This is a genomic window from Chryseobacterium sp. NFX27, assembly GCF_049887855.1.
Lineage (GTDB): Bacteria > Bacteroidota > Bacteroidia > Flavobacteriales > Weeksellaceae > Chryseobacterium.
Genome location: NZ_JAGEKK010000008.1, coordinates 79,573 through 100,217, shown reverse-complemented (window position 1 = coordinate 100,217; position 20,645 = coordinate 79,573). Strand labels below are relative to the sequence as shown.

At 37.8% G+C, this 20,645-nt stretch carries 17 protein-coding genes; 11 read left to right on the top strand and 6 right to left on the bottom strand.

Features of this window, described 5'->3' with window-relative positions; all coding sequences use genetic code 11:
• Both J4Q03_RS10955 and J4Q03_RS10950 read right to left on the bottom strand, forming a co-directional pair.
• Positions 1-2,448, bottom strand: coding sequence for a bifunctional UDP-N-acetylmuramoyl-tripeptide:D-alanyl-D-alanine ligase/alanine racemase (locus tag J4Q03_RS10955; RefSeq protein WP_426048215.1), 2,448 nt, complete (start codon positions 2,446-2,448; stop codon positions 1-3).
• Positions 2,449-2,700: 252 nt separating this feature from the next.
• On the bottom strand, positions 2,701-3,291 hold the full coding sequence (locus J4Q03_RS10950; RefSeq protein ID WP_426048214.1) for a thymidine kinase: 591 nt from the start codon (positions 3,289-3,291) through the stop codon (positions 2,701-2,703).
• Between the two features lie 61 nt (positions 3,292-3,352).
• Here J4Q03_RS10950 and J4Q03_RS10945 point away from each other — a divergent pair, with 61 nt between their 5' ends.
• The 4 genes from J4Q03_RS10945 (at position 3,353) to fabG (ending at position 7,964) form a co-directional block, all read left to right on the top strand.
• The gene (locus J4Q03_RS10945; RefSeq protein WP_426048213.1) at positions 3,353-4,858 is read left to right on the top strand and encodes a hypothetical protein; all 1,506 of its coding nucleotides are present in this window, start codon (positions 3,353-3,355) and stop codon (positions 4,856-4,858) included.
• Between the two features lie 2 nt (positions 4,859-4,860).
• Entirely contained in the window at positions 4,861-5,535 is a 675-nt protein-coding gene (gene rsmI / locus J4Q03_RS10940) for a 16S rRNA (cytidine(1402)-2'-O)-methyltransferase (protein WP_426048212.1), read from the top strand.
• Between the two features lie 4 nt (positions 5,536-5,539).
• Positions 5,540-7,048, top strand: a complete 1,509-nt coding sequence (locus tag J4Q03_RS10935) for a WG repeat-containing protein (protein WP_426048211.1) — start codon at positions 5,540-5,542, stop codon at positions 7,046-7,048.
• Positions 7,049-7,220: 172 nt separating this feature from the next.
• Positions 7,221-7,964 (top strand): 3-oxoacyl-[acyl-carrier-protein] reductase, encoded by a 744-nt coding sequence (fabG, locus tag J4Q03_RS10930; protein WP_426048342.1) that lies wholly within the window; start codon positions 7,221-7,223, stop codon positions 7,962-7,964.
• A gap of 118 nt (positions 7,965-8,082) precedes the next feature.
• Here the strand turns inward: fabG and J4Q03_RS10925 are convergent, their stop codons facing one another.
• Positions 8,083-9,123: a GMP reductase gene (locus J4Q03_RS10925; protein WP_426048210.1), complete on the bottom strand. Its 1,041-nt coding sequence runs from the start codon at positions 9,121-9,123 to the stop codon at positions 8,083-8,085.
• 71 nt (positions 9,124-9,194) lie between these two features.
• On the opposite strand from J4Q03_RS10925, the gene J4Q03_RS10920 reads away from it, so the two are divergent.
• From J4Q03_RS10920 to J4Q03_RS10910, 3 genes are read left to right on the top strand one after another with little or no spacing between them, the layout of a single operon-like run.
• The gene (locus J4Q03_RS10920) at positions 9,195-9,965 is read left to right on the top strand and encodes a prolipoprotein diacylglyceryl transferase (protein WP_426048209.1); all 771 of its coding nucleotides are present in this window, start codon (positions 9,195-9,197) and stop codon (positions 9,963-9,965) included.
• Positions 9,934-10,167 carry a hypothetical protein gene (locus J4Q03_RS10915; protein ID WP_426048208.1) on the top strand — a complete coding sequence of 78 codons (234 nt, stop codon included), beginning with the start codon at positions 9,934-9,936 and terminating at the stop codon, positions 10,165-10,167. The genes J4Q03_RS10920 and J4Q03_RS10915 overlap by 32 nt, the downstream gene beginning before the upstream one ends.
• Before the next feature lie 12 nt (positions 10,168-10,179).
• On the top strand, positions 10,180-11,583 hold the full coding sequence (locus J4Q03_RS10910; protein ID WP_426048207.1) for a radical SAM protein: 1,404 nt from the start codon (positions 10,180-10,182) through the stop codon (positions 11,581-11,583).
• Positions 11,584-11,657: 74 nt separating this feature from the next.
• On the opposite strand, the gene J4Q03_RS10905 is transcribed toward J4Q03_RS10910, so the two are convergent.
• Both J4Q03_RS10905 and surE read right to left on the bottom strand, forming a co-directional pair.
• Entirely contained in the window at positions 11,658-12,323 is a 666-nt protein-coding gene (locus J4Q03_RS10905; protein WP_426048206.1) for a GNAT family N-acetyltransferase, read from the bottom strand.
• Positions 12,323-13,093, bottom strand: a complete 771-nt coding sequence (gene surE / locus J4Q03_RS10900) for a 5'/3'-nucleotidase SurE (protein ID WP_426048205.1) — start codon at positions 13,091-13,093, stop codon at positions 12,323-12,325. The genes J4Q03_RS10905 and surE overlap by 1 nt, the downstream gene beginning before the upstream one ends.
• Before the next feature lie 145 nt (positions 13,094-13,238).
• Between surE and J4Q03_RS10895 the strand changes: the two genes are divergently transcribed.
• On the top strand, positions 13,239-15,368 hold the full coding sequence (locus tag J4Q03_RS10895; RefSeq protein WP_426048204.1) for a carboxy terminal-processing peptidase: 2,130 nt from the start codon (positions 13,239-13,241) through the stop codon (positions 15,366-15,368).
• A gap of 50 nt (positions 15,369-15,418) precedes the next feature.
• Here J4Q03_RS10895 and J4Q03_RS10890 read toward each other — a convergent pair whose 3' ends face one another.
• Positions 15,419-15,922, bottom strand: a complete 504-nt coding sequence (locus tag J4Q03_RS10890; RefSeq protein ID WP_426048203.1) for a superoxide dismutase family protein — start codon at positions 15,920-15,922, stop codon at positions 15,419-15,421.
• A gap of 190 nt (positions 15,923-16,112) precedes the next feature.
• Here J4Q03_RS10890 and J4Q03_RS10885 point away from each other — a divergent pair, with 190 nt between their 5' ends.
• From J4Q03_RS10885 to J4Q03_RS10875, 3 genes are all read left to right on the top strand, one after another.
• A complete protein-coding gene (locus J4Q03_RS10885) occupies positions 16,113-18,356 on the top strand; it encodes a TonB-dependent receptor (RefSeq protein ID WP_426048202.1) in 2,244 nt (747 codons plus the stop codon).
• 81 nt (positions 18,357-18,437) lie between these two features.
• On the top strand, positions 18,438-19,088 hold the full coding sequence (locus tag J4Q03_RS10880; protein ID WP_426048201.1) for a hypothetical protein: 651 nt from the start codon (positions 18,438-18,440) through the stop codon (positions 19,086-19,088).
• A 129-nt stretch (positions 19,089-19,217) separates the two neighbouring features.
• A complete protein-coding gene (locus tag J4Q03_RS10875) occupies positions 19,218-20,552 on the top strand; it encodes a 2TM domain-containing protein (RefSeq protein ID WP_426048200.1) in 1,335 nt (444 codons plus the stop codon).
• The last annotated feature ends 93 nt before the right edge of the window (positions 20,553-20,645 follow it).

The window sequence follows — 20,645 nt, the reverse complement described above, 5'->3', positions numbered from 1 at the left end:
CTAGTCTTTTATATAAATCCGTTTCACCCGGGGCGAAATGGAGGTTAATACTTCATAGGTTATTGTTTTGCAGTAGCCTGCGAATTCTTTTAAACTTGGTTTTGCATTAAAAACAGTGACTGTATCACCTTCCTTTACATTGGAAATCTGATCTACATTGATCATCATCATGTCCATGCATATGTTTCCGACAATTGGTGCCAGTACTTTATTTACGCCCACATTTCCAACCTGATTTCCGATCAGTCTTGGGATTCCGTCTGCATAGCCTACAGGAATCGTAGCGATTTTTACGGCATGATCAGGTTTATATTTCCTGCTGTAACCTACAGATTCTCCGGTATCAACTGTTGATATCTGTGAAATTACGGTTTTAAAGCTTACTACAGACTGAAGCTGTTTCTGTATTTCACTGCATGGTGATTCTCCAATCATTCCGATCCCTATTCTTACCATGTCATACTGATGTTCCGTATAACTTGTTATTCCGGAAGAATTAAGAATGTGCCGGATAGGAGTGTAGCCCAGCTTTCCCATCAGATAAGCGGAGTTCTGTTCAAAAATTTCTAATTGTTTTACTGTAAATTCCTTTTCTTCAGGCATATCAGAAGAAGATAAATGACTGAATAAGCTCTGAACCTTTACATTTTTACTATTTAAAGTTTCACTTAACTGATCCAGTTCAAAATCTTTAAAGCCAAGACGGTGCATTCCGGTCTCCAGCTTTATATGAACAGGATATTTTTTATCATAACCTGACTTCTGCACGGCTTCATAGAATAATTCTAAAACCCTGAAGCTGTAAATTTCAGGTTCCAGATTGTATTCAATGATAGCTTCATAGCTATGCTGTTCAGGATTCATGACTACAATAGGAGTGGTGATGCCTTTTTTACGCAGCTCTACACCTTCATCAGCATAAGCAACACCCAGATAATCTATATGATGATGCTGTAAAAATTCAGAAATTTCATAACTGCCTAAGCCATAAGCATTAGCCTTTACCATTGCCATCATTTTCGTTCCCGGTTTCAGCAGGGATTTGTGATAGTTGATGTTATGAAGGATTGCATTCAGATTGATCTCCAGAACAGTGTCATGCTTTCTGAGTTCAAGAATATCTTTAAGCTTTTCAATTTCAAATTTTCTTGCTCCTTTAAGCAGGATGATCTGGTTTTCAATTTCTGTAAGATGTTTACTGTCAATTAATTCCTGAGTATTAACGAAAGTAGAAGTTTTAGATTTAAATAATTCACTGAATACTGATATTTCGTCACCAATAAGGAATACAGAATCAAAATTCTGGTCATTTACCAGTTCGGAAACTTCTTCGTAGAGCTCTTTAGAGTTCGAGTTAACCCCTACTATATCCGTTAAAACCAGAGATTTCTTAGGTTTCTTATATTCATTCAGAAACTGAAGGGCTGTTTTCAGGGAATCCAGATCCAGATTAAAGGAATCGTTGATAACAATATTATTTTTAATTCCTTCGATAGCTTCAAGGCGCATTTCTACCGCCTTTAAAGAATTGATTTTTTCGACAATTTTCTGATTATCGATATTCATTTCCTTTAAAACTGTGATCAGGGCCAAAGCATTCGTTAAGGTAGCTTCATCTCTCTGATGGACAGGGAAGGAGATCTCTTCATCGAAATACACAACCGTAATTTTTTCATCCTTAGAAACATTTTCTTTAATGAAAACCTGGTTGCCTTTCTTAAGCCCGTAGGAAATTAATTTTTTATCTGAATATAATTCATGGATCTTTTTGTCTACCAATGTATTGTCACCATTGTAAATAATAATTTCAGAACCTTTAAAAAGCATGATCTTTTCATCGATCAGTTCTTCTTCAGATTGAAAATTGGCAGCATGGGCATTCCCGATATGCGTAAGCAGACCGATTTGGGGATGGAATATATTTTCCAGTTTTTCCATCTCGTTCGGCTTTGAAATTCCCACTTCAAATATTCCAAGCTCATAAGAGCTGTTGATCTGGAGAAGGGAAAGCGGAAGTCCGATCTGGGAATTAAAACTCTTCGGACTTTTTACAGTTGGTAATTCGTTCCACAGACATTGATAAAGCCATTCTTTTAAAATGGTTTTACCATTACTTCCGGTAATCCCGATAGATTTCAGGTGGGAATTTTCGAAATGATATTTCGCCAGTTTCTGAAGAAATTCTACTGCATTTTCAACAATGATCCAGGTTACATTTTCAAACTGCGGATAATGATGCTCAGAAATAATCACGGCAATACCGCGATCTATGGCAGATTCAATGAATTTTTCACCGGAATTCTTATGCGTATTAATCGCAATGAATGCCGTATTCTTTGTTGAATAAATAATTCTGCTGTCGAACGCTATATTTCGGATCAATACATCCCTGTCTCCAATGATCTGTGCATTGGTGATCTCTGCAATTTGTTTTACTGTATAGTTCATTGGTACCCCTTCTGCTTTATTTTTGAGCTTAATAATGGTAAAACCGGAAAGTTAAATATATGGTTTTAAACCGGATCCATTCAAATTTTTAACCCCTTTACCTTTACAAGTTAATTTATTTATTTTGGACAACCACAAAGGCTTACAGTTAATTTTCAGTGGAAGACCGTTTTTAATATGTTAAAAGTCCGGTTGTAGATTATATAAAGATAAAACCTATGCTCAGTGAAAATTAACTGTAAGCCTTATGACTTATTTTTTCTTTTTTAAAAGTACTTCATCAATAAAAACACGTCGGCTTACTGCTTCGTAACTTTCTGTTTCACCAAGCTCTACCAGATCATTTCCCTGGGAGATTCTCATGGAATAGTTGGCCAGGTTACCCGTTCTCTTGCAAATAGCATGCACTTTTGTTACGTATTCTGCGGTAGCCATTAAATTGGGCATCGGTCCGAAGGGACGTCCCAGGAAATCCATATCAAGACCTGCCACAACTACTCTTACACCGCTGTTGGCAAGCTGGTTGGCAATATCAACAATGCTTTCATCAAAAAACTGAGCTTCATCTATTCCCACTACATCACAGTTCGAGGCCAGCAGAAGAATCTCATTGGGATTATCTACTGCTGTGCTGCGTATTTTATTCTGATTATGAGAAACAACGTCCTCATCAGAATATCGTGTATCCAGTCTCGGTTTAAAAATTTCCACGTTCTGCCCCGCCATTTCTGCTCTTCGCAATCTTCGGATCAGCTCTTCGGTTTTTCCCGAAAACATAGAGCCACAAATAACTTCCATCCAACCGCTTTGTTTGGAATGATTAATTGTATTTTCTAAAAACATTTGTTAAATTAGCCGTATATTTTTAAGATCAAAAGTAAGCAATTTTAATAAGATTCTTATTATGCAGAACATCCAAGATTTAAAGGAAAAAATTTTTTTTGAATCCAAGAATATCATTGATATTCTGGAGAAAATAAACAACGTAGATGAATTACTTTCCAAGCAGGATCTTGTAGATGAGCTTGCGAACAGGATCTCTTTTTTAAGGCTTCTGGAAAAAAATATTGAATACTTTATTACAGATAATTCACAGCAAAACTCAGAAAACCAATACACTTCATTACATAACGATGATGTACATGAATCTCATCATGAAGTAACGGAAGAAGAAGCGATTTTCAATAATGAGTTTAATGAAATTGATGAAAATGAAGGAGAGGAATATGCAGTGGCTTCAGGAGATGAAGAGGAAAAATTTAACCATCAGCTTGATGAAATCGTAGAAAATGAGTTCCATGAAAATATTGTAAGTTTCGCAGAGGAAAATTTAGGACAGAATCCGGGAGGAACTGTTAATGAAAAAACTTCTCATCATGACGATCTTACGGAAGAAGAGGCTGTTTTTAATAATCAGTTGAACGAAATTGATGAAAATGAAGCGTTCAATGTTAATGAGAAAGTCTTCAGTTTCGTAGATGAGGAAAGAATCCTTGCTGATGCTGAACCGGATAATGATGAAGGTCTTAATGAAGATTTATTCATCAATGAGATTACAGAAGAAGAGGTCGTTTTCAATAATCAGTTGAATGAAATTGACGAAGATGAAGACAATGTTTCACATGAAACGGATGCTTCAAATGACCCTGCAAAAGAAGAATCAGACCCTACTACTAAAAATAAAGTTAAAGAACAGACAGAAATAATTCCAAGCATTTTCGATACTGAGCTGCTGGAAGATGAAATGTTAATCGAGGAAAATGAGGAACAGTTCAGTGTCTCCAATGTAACCGTGGAACAGGGTGAAATGCTGACAGAAACTTCTAATGTGGAAAGTATTCTGAGCGAAATAAAAAATGATTTTCCTTCAGAAGAAAAAGAAGAAACTATTCTTGCAGAGGTATACGACAGAAGAAAAATTGTTGAAATAGAAAAGCCTTTTCCCGAAACAGAAAAAACAAAACCAGCTTCTGATGAAAGCTTCGAAGATCTAGATGCCTATCAGCAGGAGAAAAAAATAAAACTGGCCAATATCAAAGGACTAAAGGCCGTACAGACTCTTTTTGACGATGATCCTCTGGAAAGAGAAGTGCCGAAAGAAAAACCTGTTTATGAACCAAAAGAAGACTCGGGAAGCATTCTTAAAACAAATATTCCGACCCACTTTATGGAGGCTGATAAGGTGAAGCCTGAATTCAGACTTGATCTGAACGACAGAATTGCCTTTTCAAAAATGCTTTTTGGCGGAAGTCAGACGGATCTCAACGAGACAGTAACTCAATTGAACAGTTTTAGAAACCTGGAAGAAGCAAAAGAATATCTCAGCGATCTTTATTACGAAAGAAAGTGGAGTAAGGTAGATGAATATGCCCAGAGACTCTGGATATTGGTAGAAAATAAATTCTTATAATTTTGAGCGGAATCTTATATTTTGTTCCCACACCGGTCGGGAACTTAGAAGATATGACCTTCAGGGCTGTAAAAGTCCTTAAGGAAGTTGACTATATTTTATGTGAAGATACAAGGACATCAGGAATACTTTTGAAGCATTACGAGATTTCCAAACCTTTAAAATCCTATCACCTTCATAACGAGCATCAGGCCACCGAAAAGGTGATTGCTGATCTTAAAAGCGGACAGAATATTGCCATCATTACCGATGCAGGAACTCCCGGAATTTCAGATCCCGGCTATCTGCTGGCAAAAGCAGGTTCAGACAATGCTATTGAAATGATATGTCTTCCCGGAGCCACAGCCTTAATCCCAGCGCTTGTCGTATCCGGACTTCCGAATAATGAATTTCTGTTTGCAGGATTTCTGCCCCAGAAAAAAGGAAGGCAGACAAAGCTGAAACAGCTTGCAGAAGAAAAAAAGACCATCGTTTTATACGAAAGTCCACATAAGATCAATACCACTCTGGAGCAGATCAAAGAATTCTTCGGAGAAGAAACAAAAGCCAGTCTGAGCCGGGAAATTTCTAAAAAGTTTGAAGAAACCAAACGCGGAACTATCAATGAATTAATTGAATTTTCCAAAAGTAAAACTTTAAAAGGAGAGATTGTTCTTATTGTCAATAATTCTATTTAAATCTTTGAAAAATTTAGTTTTCGCACTGTGTTCGTCAGTGTGTATGGCCCAGACCAATCAGTATACCAAGATCCTTTTGTCAAAAAAAATCGGGATGGAAGTTCATTCCTATTCAGAAGGTTATGGAACGGTTTACGATTCAAAAAGAAAGAAAGAGCACATTGTAGATTCACTGGGAAATATTACGTTTGAATCTCCTCACAGTATTTCACATGTATTTAAAAACCGATTTATTCTTACTTCAAGAGAATCCGGCTATAAAACCAAATCTGCCATCATTGATGAAAAAGGAAACGAATTGCTTCCTATGGATGATCAGAGCTTTAATACGCCCTGGCTCAGTGAAAAATGTATTATTTCTTCAAAAGAGGGGGAAGAAGCTGTTTATGATTATAAAGGAAAACAGATCATTCCTTATTCGGACAGAATTCGTTTTGTAGCAGAAGACCGTTTATCTGTATTGAAAGATAAAAGCTGGTTTTTATACGATCTGGAAGGAAAACAGATCAGCAGCCGGGAATTTAAAGAAGAGATTCGCTTCGAAAATGGCAGAGCTTTGATCACCAATGAAGATAATCAAAGTGAAATCATCGGGAAAAACGGAGAGACACTGCATAAATTTTCTAAAAAGATCTATGACGTAACCTCTTATCCTTTTCTGATCACTAAAAACAGGACAACAGGAAAGTACGGATTGGTTGATACCGAAGAAAATATCCTCGCCGATGAGATTTTTGATGATGCTTCACCGGAATATTTTGGGGCAAAGGAATATGTTTATCTCAGAAAAAAAGGAAAAACAAGTGTTTTTAATAAAAAAGATAAAAAGCTCTATCCGGCCAATTTCAAGTATTTAACACCTTTATTCAATGATCTTTTCAGGGTTTACAGTGAACCATCAAAGAAATCAGGCATGGTGAGCCTTCAGGGAGATAGTATTGTTCCCCAGGAATATGATTTTATTCAGAGCTTCACTATTTCAGGGAAAGATTTCATTTATCTTAAAAAAGGGAAGGAAGAAAAATTTCTGGATAAAGATTTGAAAAATATTCTGGAAGAAAATACCCGGATCATTGCTTTCTATACGGAGCATCTCATCATTAAAAAGCAGGACAGCTATTATAAGTTCTCTGTGCTCGACAAATCTGTTTCTGTTCTGAAAAACATTGTTTTTATCAAAGAGCAGGAACCGGATTTTTTCAATATTTTTAATCTGTATTCAAAACCGGCGGTCTGCAGAAACAGCAATAATTTGTACGGAATAATCGATGAAAAAGGAAAGGAAATTGTTCCTTTTATTTACGATGACATCATTGTATTTGAAAATTCTGAGAACGAAATTGTCGTAAAGAAGCAGGACAAATATGGTGTTGTGAATTTTCAGAACGAACCTTTGAAAGATATTATTTATGATAAATATAACTGGCAGAAGGAAGTCCTGAAACTGGATAAAGACAAAAAAACGGATATTCTTTATTTTACAAGATTTAAAAACATCGGCAGCCGTCTTTAAAATATGATAAAAAACAGCGAAAAAAAATCACTAATTTGATGATTTGAAATGCATTGAATAACAATTTATAATATCTTTGCGGACTGCTTAATTAGTATAAAATTAAATATGCTAAATTGCCGTTTTTTAAAGACGGAAGTATTTACTAAGAATATAATTATCAAGAGATATGATGAAACTATTAGAAGGAAAGGTAGCACTAATTACCGGAGCTACAAGAGGAATTGGAAAGAAAATTGCTGAAATGTACGCTGAACAGGGTGCAAAAGTAGCATTTACCTATGCCGGTTCTGTAGACAAAGCTCAAGCATTAGAGGCGGCTTTAAGTTCTGTAACCCAGATCAAAGGATATCAGTCTGACGCATCGGATTACGATGCAGCTCAAAAATTAATCGATGATGTAATGGAAGAGTTCGGAAAGATCGATATTCTGATCAACAATGCCGGAATCACCAGAGATAACCTGCTGTTGAGAATGTCTAAAGAAGACTGGGACCAGGTAATGAGAATCAATCTGGATTCTGTATTTAACCTTACGAAAGCAGTGATTAAGCCGATGATGAAGGCCAAATCAGGATCTATCATCAATATGACTTCAGTAGTGGGGATCAGCGGAAACCCGGGACAGTCCAATTATGCAGCTTCTAAAGCCGGAGTAATAGGATTTACAAAGTCTATCGCGCTGGAGCTGGGATCACGAAATATAAGATGTAACGCAGTTGCTCCGGGATTTACTGAAACTGAAATGACAGCAGATCTGGATGAGAAAACCCTTCAGGCATGGAGAGACAGGATTCCGATGAAAAGGGCAGGGCAGACAAAGGATGTTGCCAATGCCTGTATATTTCTAGGAAGTGAAATGGCTTCTTATATCACAGGACAAACTTTAAACGTAGACGGCGGAATGCTGACTTAATACTAAACCAAACAAAACCGGTTGTACATCACTTGTACAGCCGGTTTTGTTTTTATTTAGAAATTAAAAAAATCTGCTCCATCTGCAAAATCAGCGAGAGCCTATTTCTTTTCAGATATCAGTCTTTAAATATCTGGTTCTCCTGCTCCTGAACCCTGATAAAAGTAGTTCTTTTCGAAAGCTCTTTAAGTTTGGAAGCTCCCACATACGTACACGTAGAACGTACACCACCCAAGATATCCTTCACCGTCTCCGAAACAGGGCCTTTATAAACAGCTTTTACGGTCTTTCCCTCAGAAGCACGGTATTCTGCTACTCCTCCGGAATGCTTATCCATAGCTGTTTTAGAACTCATCCCATAAAACAGTCGGTATTTTTTCCCGTTCTCTTCAATGATTTCGCCGCCACTTTCATCATGGCCGGCAAACATGCCTCCCAGCATCACGAAATCTGCCCCTCCGCCAAAAGCTTTAGCCACATCTCCCGGAACTTTACAGCCTCCGTCCGCAATAATATGTCCTCCAAGACCGTGAGCAGCATCAGAACACTCAATAATAGCAGAAAGCTGAGGATAGCCGACACCGGTCTTCACTCTTGTTGTACACACCGAACCTGGCCCGATACCTACTTTAATGATGTCTGCCCCCACAAGAAGAAGCTCTTCTACCATTTCTCCCGTTACTACATTCCCTGCCATGATGATCTTATCAGGAAAATTAGCCCTTGCCTTCTTCACAAATTCAACAAAATGCTCAGAATAACCATTGGCTACATCGATGCACAGAAACTCGATTTTTGGGTGCTTTTCGAGGATTAGTCTTAGCTTTTCCTCATCAGCTTTTCCGGTACCGGTACTCAGAGCAATATATTGATGGATACTTTCCGGCTGGCTGTCCAGAAACCGGCTCCACTCTTCAGGAGTATAATGCTTATGAACGGCAGTAATGATCTTATCTTTGGCCAGCTCTACCGCCATTTCAAAAGTTCCTACCGTATCCATATTGGCTGCAATCAGGGGAACTCCTCTCCATTTCTTTTTCGTATGCTTGAAGGTAAATTCTCTTTCGAGATTCACTTCTGAGCGGGATTTTAAAGTAGAACGTTTGGGTCTGAACATAACGTCTTTAAAACCTAGCTTTATATCATTTTCTATTCGCATTTTGGTGAATTTATTTGTTGTTTAAAAAATTAAAATTAGTAATTTAACTTAAATATACTACTTTTGAAAGGATGGATTTCCCTGTTACTTTTCAGATTTTCGGTAAAACGGTTCTTGCACATCCTGTATTTGAAACACTGGGTATTTTTCTTGGGATGCGCTTTTATTTTTATTTAAAAAGAAAATCAACCGAAAAACTGTCTTTCAACACTTCTGCAGCGGTTCTTATCGGAGCAACGGCAGGAGCGTTAATCGGTTCAAAACTCATCGGAAATCTTGAAAATCCCTATGTTTTATTTGAAAATTTTAACTTTAAAAGATTTTGGACCAATAATACCATTGTTGGCGGTTTAGCTTTCGGATTAATGGGAGTTGAATGGGCAAAGAAAATAGTCGGTCACAAAGAAAGTACCGGTGATTTGATTGTTTACCCTTTAATAGTAGCCATAATCATCGGCAGGATCGGCTGTTTTCTAACAGGAATTCACGAAGAAACTTACGGCCTGCCTACCACATCAATATTCGGAATGCATCTTGGTGATGAATATCTTAGACATCCTGTTGCATTGTATGAGATTGGTTTTCTGATTCTTTTGTGGATTTGTTTAAAAATGGTTGAGAAAAAACGAAAACACCCTTCAGGTTTTATTTTTCAGCTATTTATGCTCAGTTATTTTACATTTAGGTTCTTTTTAGATTTTATTAAACCTAAAATTGATATTATCGGAAATTTAGGAACAATTCAACTGGTCTGTCTTTCGGTGATTATTTATTACATTTATAAGATTAAAACACACAAAATATTAAATTATGAAAATGCTGACCCTTCTGGAAGTTGGTAACCTCGGTGGCATTGTCGCCATGATTATAGGGATAATTGTAGTTATTTCCCTTGTTGTTTCATTGGTTATTACACTAATTGTAAAGTCTGTTTATGAAGGCAAAGATGGAAGAAAGTTTTCTAAAACACAGTTCTGGCAGACGATGCTTATTTCGTTGTTGATTTGTGGCCTGATCAGCGGTTTTGTTTGTGGAGGAATGTAAAAAATTGAAAATATGCCGGTAAGAAATTATACGTATTACGATTATACCATCAGTCTTTGCCCCGAATGCCTGAAAAGAGTAGGTGCCAAGATCATTATTGAAGATGAAGCGGTTTTTATGACCAAAAGATGTCCTGATCACGGCTTTTTCAAGACCATGATTGCTTCGGATGTTCAATACTATAAAAATATCAGAAATTACAATAAGGCCTCGGAAATGCCCGTCCATTTCGGGACCGATGTGGAATATGGCTGTCCTTACGATTGCGGTTTGTGTGTAGATCATGAGCAGCACAGCTGTCTTTCCATTGTGGAAGTTACCGACCGGTGTAATCTGACATGCCCGACCTGTTATGCCATGTCGTCGCCACATTATGGAAGTCACAGGAGTTTGGAGCAGATTGAAGCGATGTTTGATACCATTGTTAAAAACGAAGGAGAACCCGATGTCGTGCAGATTAGCGGCGGCGAGCCGACTATTCATCCTGAATTTTTTAAAATTATGGATATCGCGAAAACCAAACCGATTAAACATTTGATGCTCAACACCAACGGAATCCGTATTGCGAATGATCCCGGTTTTGCAGAAAAACTGGCGACCTACGCTCCTGAATTTGAGATTTATCTTCAGTTTGATTCTTTTAAACCTGAAGTTTTGGAAGATTTCAGAGGAAAAGATCTGACGAATGTCCGTATGAAAGCTTTGGAAAAATTAAATGAATTGAATCTTTCCACGACCCTGGTTATTGTGCTTCAGAAAGGGAAAAATATTGATGAAATCGGAAAACTGATTGATTTTGCCTTAAAACAGAAATGCGTCCGCGGGATTACCTTTCAGCCTGTTGAAGTGGCCGGAAGAAACAGGGAGGATTCTGCACACGAAAAAATTACTTTAACGGAAGTAAGGCAGGAAATCTTAAATCAGTTCCCGCTTCTGAATGGTGATGATATTATTCCTGTTCCGTGTAATCCAGATGCTTTGGCGATGGGTTATATTCTTAAACTTGAAGGGGAAACTATTCCTCTGACACGGTATATCAATCCTGCTGATTTGCTGAATAATGAAACGAAAAACACCATTGTTTATGAACAGGATGCGGGACTGCAGATGCAGCTTTTGGATATTTTCAGCACCGGAATTTCTGTAGATAAGGTTCAGCCTAAAGTAAACCAGTTATTATGCTGTCTTCCGGAAGTTTCGGCTCCCAATTTAGACTATGACAATCTCTTCAGAATTATCATTATGAATTTTATGGATGCCCATGATTTTGATGTGCGCGCCATTAAAAAATCTTGCGTTCACATTGTCAATAAAGATTTAAAGATGATTCCTTTCGAGACGATGAATTTATTTTACAGAGATGATAAAATTAAATACCTTGAGGAATTGAGAAAAGAGGATAAGATTCTTTTTTAAATGATTTTCCGGCAGGTTGTTCAGATTCTTGTACTCAGAGAGCCGTGAAGCTTTATAATAAAAAGGGCGGGAAATTATCTTTTCACGCCCCATAAGTTTATTGTTCCTCTATGCATGAAGCCAAGCTTTTCATACAGCATTTTAGCTCCGGTATTGCTTTCTGCGACATGCAGGAAAGGTGTTTTTCCGTCTTTAAATATTTTTCCGGATACAAAAGTCACCAGTTGTTTGGCCAGACCTTTTCCCAGATGATCTGTATCTGTGATCACGGCGCTTACCTCCGTCATATCGTTCATCTGCATTCTTTCCCCCGTTACTGCGGCTAATTTACCTTCCTTAAAGATCCCGAAATAACGGCCCAATTCAGGGGTCCTTGCTTTAAAATAATAAGGATAGAACTTCATGACAAATGCCAGAAGTTCTTCATGGTTTTCTTCTTTCAGTTCAACGATTTCCTCGGTTATATCAAGCTCAACCGGGTTCTCCAGAACATACTGATCACAGATAAGCTGTGAAAAATCAGTTTTTAAATTTCCAGGATCCGGCCGGGCTCCGAAAATCAGAAAATCATCACAGATCTTTGCATATTCAGTGATATCTTTTTCTCCTGAAAGCTCTGCTGCACCTCCGAAAGAGGCTACTTCAGGGTTATAAAACTTCGTGTCCCCAAAATTAAAGCAGAACTTTTCGTGATATTCATTAAGTGAATGATAAACAGGATTGTCTAGCTTTCCGTACATCAGTTAAAATTCATTACTTCCTCAAGAGTTTTCATATATTCATAAGCTGTAAGATCGAACTTTACAGGAACAATTGAAATATATCCGTTGGCCAATGCTGTTTCATCAGCATCTTCAGAATCATCCATATTGTTGAAATAGCCCGTTAGCCAGTAATATTTCTTTCCATGAGGATTCACCCTTTCGTCAAAGCTCTCTTCCCATTTGGCATTGGCCTGTTTGCAGACCTTTATACCTTTTATTTCTCCTGCAGTTAATTTCGGGATATTGACGTTCAGTACAATTCCTCTTGGCATCGGGTTTTCAAGAGTTCTTCTTACAATATTCTGAATATATTCTTTTGCCTGGGTAAAATCAGCCTCCCAGCTGAAATCAAGGAGTGAAAATCCAATAGCGGGAATTCCTTCCACACCAGCTTCTACCGCGGCAGACATGGTCCCGGAGTAAATCACATTGATTGAAGAATTAGCGCCGTGGTTGATCCCTGAAACTACAATATCCGGTCTTCTTTTCAGGATTTTGTCAAGAGCCATTTTTACACAGTCAACAGGAGTCCCACTACAGGAATAATCTGTTTGTGGCCCGTCGAGCGTTACTTCTTCGTAGCTTAAGGTAGAATTAATTGTAATAGCGTGGCCTTTTCCACTTTGGGGAGAGTTGGGTGCAACGACAATAACTTCTCCTATTTCGTTCATGAAATTTATAAGGTTTCTGATACCAGGTGCTGTGATTCCGTCATCATTAGTTACCAGAATAAGTGGTCTTTCCATAAAAAAATTAAATTTTAACAAAAATACTTAAAACTATCCGATAATTATAAATAAGGTATTAAATTTGATAGTTTGTAACAGCGAATTAATTGCTGCTACTAATTGTAGTACATATTTTAAAAAAATTAATAAATAAAGACAGTTTATGTGGAAAAATTTCAAACTGAATAAATTTTTACTCCTAATTCCATTGACAAGTCTAATGTTTTGTTTCAACTCGCCAAAGAATGACGATGAAAAGATGCAGACGATTATGGTGAGCGTAAAGAATACACTTTCTTATTTACATTACAGCCCGAAACCAATCAATGATGCCTATTCCAAGGACGTTTATAAACATTATTTCGAACTGGTAGATCCTGCTAAAAGATATTTTCTGCAGTCTGATATGGACGAATTCAGCAAGCATGAAACAAAGCTGGATGATTATATCAGCCAGGGTGATCTGATATTCTACAAACTTACCATCGACAGGCTGTACCAGAGAGTGGATGAAATAGATAAGATTACTCAGGATATCTTCAGCAAGCCGATTAATCTTGAAGAAGACGAATCGTTGACTCTTGAGCCGAAGCTTAAAAAAGTACCTGTCAACAAACAGGAACAGTATAACGAGTGGAGAAAGTATATCAAATACAATATCCTTCAGGAGATTGAGTCTATGAACAGTAAGGAAGAGGCTCAGAAAGAGAAAAAAGACTCTGTTCAGAAGTATAAGCTGAAAGATACAATTAAATATCAGCCGCTTAACCAGGATCAGAAGATCAAAAAAGCTACCGATGAAGTGAAAGACCTTGTAAAAGATACCTTCACAAGATTCAAGAAGAGAAAGAAAATGGATTGGTTTACCGTGTATATGAACGCCTATACCGAAGTATTCGATCCCCATACCAATTACTATTCTCCAAAAGATAAAGAAGATTTTGATACCCAGTTCACGGGTAAAGTGATCGGGATCGGGGCTCTTATTCAGGAGAAAAAAGGAAATCTTTTCCTGGGAGCGTTAACAATCGGTGCGCCGGCATGGAAGTCTAAACAGCTATCTGAAGGGGATAAGATTTTAAAAGTAAAATCAAAACCGAAGGATGATGCCGTAAACGTAGTGGGAATGCTTTCCGATGAAGCCGTAAGACTCATCAGAGGGGAAAAAGGAACTCCGGTAACATTAACGGTTCAGAAGAAAGACGGAACCATCAAGGATGTAACAATGATCCGTGAGGAAGTGGCTATTGAAGATACATTCGCAAGAAGTATTGTTGTAAACTCTCCGAACGGAAAGAAATACGGATTTATCAATCTTCCAAGCTTTAATGCTGATTTTGAGGATGCTAAAGGAAGGAATGCTTCTGATGACATCAAAAATGAGATCATTAAACTTAAAGGACAGAATATTGAAGGAATTGTCCTTGACCTTAGAAATAACGGAGGAGGATCGTTGACTGAAGTTGGTGATATTATGGGCCTTTTTATGGATGCAGGACCTTATGTACAGGTAAAAGACGGAAACGGAAAGATCCAGACCTTAAAGAATAAAAATGAAACTCCAATCTGGACAGGTCCTTTAGTGATTATGCAGAATGAGCTTTCGGCCTCGGCTTCAGAGATTCTTGCCGGTGTAATGCAGGATTACGGAAGAGCGATGATCATCGGTTCTCCACAGTCCTTCGGAAAAGGTACTGTACAGACCTTTGTAGACCTGAACAGGTTCTTAAATACCGAGGATGACTTCGGATCTTTAAAGCTGACCATTCAGAAGTTCTACAAAATTACAGGAGAATCTACACAGAGAAAAGGAATTGTTTCAGATATCCAGATGAAAGATTTCTTTACCTATGCTGAAGTAGGAGAAAGATATGATGACTTTGCTTTGGCCTGGGATAAAATTCCTGCGACTAATTTCCAGAAACTGAACTATTTCAATATTCAGGCTCTTGAAAAAGCAAGCGCAGACAGAATGGCTAAAAACAGCAATTATCAGCTTCTGCTTGAATCTGCCCAATGGAGAGAAAAGCTGGATAAAGAAGAAAACATTACGCTGAATATCAATAAGTTCAATGAGCTGATGAAGCAGAGAAAAGCTCAGATCGAGAAATTCAAGGCTTTAAGCAAATTTGAGAACGGTCTTAAGTTCACGATGTATCCGGCTGAAATGGAAAGAGAGAAAAAAGACGAAGCTTTCAAGAAAAAATCTGAAATGTGGATCAAAAATCTGAAAAAAGATCCATACTTACAGGAAGCAATGAATATCGTTTCCGATATGGGAAGCAAATCATAAACAAAAAATCCGCTGATGAAATCAGCGGATTTTTTTATTGAAAATAGAAATTATTTAATCTCTACACATCCCACTCTTCCGCCTGCATTTCCTGTAGGCTGAGTATGGAAATCATCTGCTGCCGCATGTACGATAAGCCCTTTACCGATGATATTCTTAGATTCATCCGTACAGCCGAGACACCATTTATCCGTTTTGAAAGTCAGGACAGCCTTTCCGGTCTGGTCAGCCGTTAAGTTTCCTATATCTCCCATGTGGAAGTGTTCAGCACCCCATTTTCCGTGGTCATCCTTGGCCGGGTTCCAGTGTCCTCCTGTAGAAGTTCCATCGGCTGCAGAACAGTCGCCTTTTTCATGGATGTGTACTGCATGAATACCGGGAGTAAGATTTGTTACCTCAAGTTTCATGGTCACCTCTTCTCCTTTCTGGGTAAACTTTGCTGTTCCACCCGTCTCTGTTCCGCTCTTGGCGTTTACCGCGTACGTTTTTGTTGTGCAGCATGAAGTCGCTAAAAATGCACACCCCGCCAGTAATGCTACTGTTTGTCCTTTCATTTTTAAATGATTTAAAGTGATTTTAACCATAAATTTATAAAAGATTTTCCGAAAGGCTTTATGATTTCAGTCCTTTTTTCAAAACAGCACCACATCAGTTTCCCATTCAGAGGCCAAAGTATGCCTTTCAGTAAAATTTATTTTAAAGAAAGGCCTATTCCGTATTATTTTTGATCCGAAAATAAAACCCATGAAAACACCAGGAAATAAACTGTTACTTTTGATTGCTTTTCTATTCTTTATTGCCGGATATTCACAGGTCAGAATCTCAGGGAAGGTTACTTTTAAAAATAAAGGCATCAGCGAGATAAATGTCACATTAAAAGACACTTATGATGGTGCTACAACAGATGCCCAGGGAAACTTTTCCTTTGAAACATCCGAAAAAGGGAATCACATCCTGACATTTACCCATCCGAAATATCAGGATGTAAAAAAAACAATTATCATTGATAATCAGGATGTTTCAGTCAATGCCGAACTTAAAGAACAGATCAGTGAAATTGATGCTGTTGTAGTTTCCGCAGGCTCCATAGAAGCCAGTGATAAAAAAAGAGCCACAGCATTGCTGACGCCAATCGACATTTATACTACAGCGGGAGCAGACGGGCAGATCTCTTCGGCGCTGAATTATCTTCCCGGCGTACAGAAAGTAGGAGAAACGGAAGGTCTTTTCATCAGAGGAGGTACGGGAACAGAGTCCAAAATCTTTATGGATGGAAGCCTGATTAACAATTATTTTTCCAGTTCAGTTCCCGGAATTGCAGGAAGAGACCGTTTCAATACGTCACTTTTTAAAGGAAACGTTTTTTCAAGCGGAGGCTATTCTGCCTTATACGGTCAGGCTCTTTCCGGAGCACTGATGCTGGAAAGCGTGGATCTGCCGGATCAGAGTTCTTATGACTTTGGAATTTCACCCATCTTTTTAAGTGCTGGATTTCAGAAGCTCGGAGCAGATAAAAATCATTCTTTCGGAGCTACTTTAGGCTATTCACTTTTGAGCGTTATGCAGAAGGTTTTTAATTTTAATACAGATTTTATTGATGCACCGCAGGGCTTAAACGGCGATTTTAATTTCAGAATTAAAACAAAATCAGGCGGATTTTTAAAATATTACGGAATGTATGATTCCAATAAAATGGGTGTTAGAACAGAAAGCTTAGAGCCGGAATATGATTTTGCATTGGTAAGGCTTAAAGGAAGAAATACCTATCATAATCTGTCTTTTAAACAGAAATTCGGCAAATATCTTTTAAACGCAGGAACTTCTTATTCCTACAACAGATCCGATCTTAATTTTTCTACGGAAACTGATGGAACAGAATCTGGAAGATCTCAGCTTTTAACGGATGGAAATTATATCAACTTCAAAGCTGTTATTGAGCGTAAAATAAATAAAATCAGTGCGGTAAGGGCCGGTTTTGAATTGAATAATACGGATGAAAAACTCAACTTTGGGGAAGTTCATAAGAATTATAAAGACCTCATATCTGCTGTTTTTGCAGAAACAGATCTGGGATTCAGTAATGCATTGTCAGCAAAAATAGGTATAAGAGCAGAAAACTCTTCGTTTTTAGGAAAAAGCAATATAGCTCCCCGCTTTGCATTAGCTTACCGTTTGGCAAAAGACTGGACGACTTCCTTTGCGTATGGATTGTTCTATCAGAATCCTGAAAGCAAATACATCAACGGACCTGCAGATCTTGATTTTCAGAAATCAGAGCATTATATTTTCCAGGTTCAGAGAGCGTCTGAGGGCAGAAGCTTACGTTTTGAGGCTTTTTATAAAAAATATGATCAGTTAATCAAAACATTCAATATCACACCGGATAAAGAACAGAATCAGCAGGTACAGACGGCTCTGAACAACAATGGTTTCGGATATGCGAAAGGACTGGAGCTTTTCTGGAGAGATAAAAAGACCTTTGAAAACATCGATTACTGGATCAGCTATTCATTTCTTGATTCAAAGAGGGATTTCATCAATTATCCGGTCAGCTTAAAACCTAATTTCGCTTCTGCCCACACTCTTTCTGCTGTGGCGAAGAGATTTATTCCGGAATGGAAGCTGGGCGTCAACTTATCTTATACCTATTCCAAAGGCCGCCCTTATTATGATATTGCAACGAAAGATGAAAGCGGAAACGCTATCAATTATATCAGAAATGAAGGAAAGCTGAAAGATTATAATGCGCTTAACATCAGCTTTAATTATCTTCCTAATCTGGGAAAAAAAGATGCCAAGGCTTTTACCGTCTTTGTACTGAGTATTTCCAATGTTTTAGGATCTAAAAATGTTTATGGATACAACTTCTCATTAGACGGTACCAAAAGCTCATCAGTAGTTCCACCGGTCAATACTTTTGTATTTATAGGCGCTTTCATCAGTTTTGGAGTAGACAGAACGCAGGATGCAATCAATAATAATTTATAAAATAAAAGCAACGGATATTATAATGTTTACAAAATACATAACTTCGGAAATACAATTAACTAACTTTAAAAAAATGATATAATGAAAAAATACCTATTAAGCTTTGCTTTAGCTTTTATGAGCTTAACAGCTTTTGCACAGGCAGATTACGAGAAAATAATGGCTGAAAAGATTGCGAAAACAGAAACCTGTAAAACTCCTGAAGAGTTCCAGGCTCTGGCTAACGATTTCCAGAGAATCGGCAGTAAAGAAAGCTCAAAATGGCTTCCGCCATATTATGCAGCATTCTCACAAATTCAAAAAGGAAGACTGATGATGAGAAACGGAAACATGCAGGAGCTGGATGAAACAGCCGCTCAGGCCGATAAATATCTGGCAAGCGCTCAGAACCTTGCTGGAGCAGATAATGCGGAAATCCATTTATTGAGAAAAATGGCGGCTTCTTTAAGAATGATGGTCAATCCGGCTCAGCGTTATATGACAGATGGTGCTAAAGCTGCTGAAGAACTTAGTATTGCAGAGAAACTAGATCCTTCCAACCCAAGGATAGCCCTTATCAAAGCAGAAGACACCTATTTTACCCCTGAACAGTATGGTGGAAGCAAAACCAAAGGGATAGAAATGTTTAAAGAAGCCATTACAAAATTTAATGGCTACAAACCTAAAACAGCCTTAGATCCAAACTGGGGTAGGGCAGAAGCTGAATATTTCATCAGTATGCCGGCCAAATAACAACGATAATGAGACCTTCCTGACACGGAAGGTTTTTTTATTCCGTTCGGAAAGGAAAATCGGCCTTTCAGTAAAAAATAATTTTCGATACCTTTATTAAAGACTAATTTTGAGCCAAGAAAAAGGATCATGAAACGTAAAGGATTTATAATTTTATTTTGGGTATCGTTGGCCACAGCGCTATTTTTCTTCTTGGTTTTCACGAAAGAGAAGACTTTTTACAATTTTTTCATTACGCTGCTGATCTCTGCGATGTATTCTTTTGTTCTTGGCTTTGGAAATGCTTTTATAAATGACTTTCTCAATAAAAAGTTTCCCTGGTCCGAAACAACAAGAACGAGAGCCATTTTAAGTATTGTTTCCATTATTATCGGAAACTTTATCCTCGTATATTTCTGTAATTATATCAATTATGTCGTGATTCAGAAAGTGGCCACATCAGAAACCTTTTTCTCCGGAGAATATGCTACGACCAACTGGTTCATGATCAATATTGCGTTGCTTATCTCCGCGTTTCTTCATGCAAAAAGTTTCATGGAGGAGCTTAAGAAAACATCTAAAAAAGAGGTAGTAGAACAGAAGCTCATTGCAAAATCTGCCAATGCACAGTTTGAAAGCCTTAAAAATCAGCTGGATCCACATTTTCTATTTAATTCTTTAAACGTATTGAGCGCTCTGATCGATGAGAATCCGGCTCAGGCTCAGAAGTTTACCGCTTCAATGTCAAAGATTTACCGCTATGTGCTGGAACAGAAAGACAAAGAGCTTGTAACAGTAGAAGACGAGATTGAATTTGCAAAAACCTATTGTGAGCTTTTAAAAACAAGATTTGAGGACAGCGTAGATTTTATTTTCGATGTGAAAAAAGAAGAATACAGACGATATGTAGTACCGCTTTCACTTCAACTTTTGCTGGAAAACTGTATCAAGCATAATTTTGCGACCTCTTCGAAGCCTCTGGTCATTAAAATATTCTCTGAAAATGATACGCTCTGCATTGAAAACAATCTGCAGGCAAGAGAACAGATGAAGGAAAGCGCCGGAATAGGATTGGCCAATATTGTTCAGCGTTATGCGCTGCTTACGAAGAAGAATGTTTTCATTGAAAAATCGGAGGATTATTTTAAAGTAAAAGTTCCGATACTTTCCAATAAACCAAATACAATCAGTGTAAAAACGGAGGATGAAAACGGATCTTATGAGAAGGCCAGAAAACGGGTAAAAGAACTTAAAAGTTTTTATGGTAATTTAATTTCCTACTGTACCATCATCCCTTTTCTGATTATTATCAACCTGATTGTTTCTCCTAAAAACCTTTGGTTCTACTTTCCCATGTTAGGATGGGGAGTTGGGATCGTTTCCCACGCATTTAAGGTTTTTGGAGTGGGAGAGTCCTGGAAAGAAAAGAAAATCCGGGAGATTATGGATAAACAAAAAAATGGAAATAATGGAAACCTGCAATGAAACGGTATCCGGAACGAGCAGGCTAAAAGAAAAGTTGAAAGAGCTCATTCCATGATCACTTTGCCCAAATCAGGAAACTGATGAAAAAAAGTA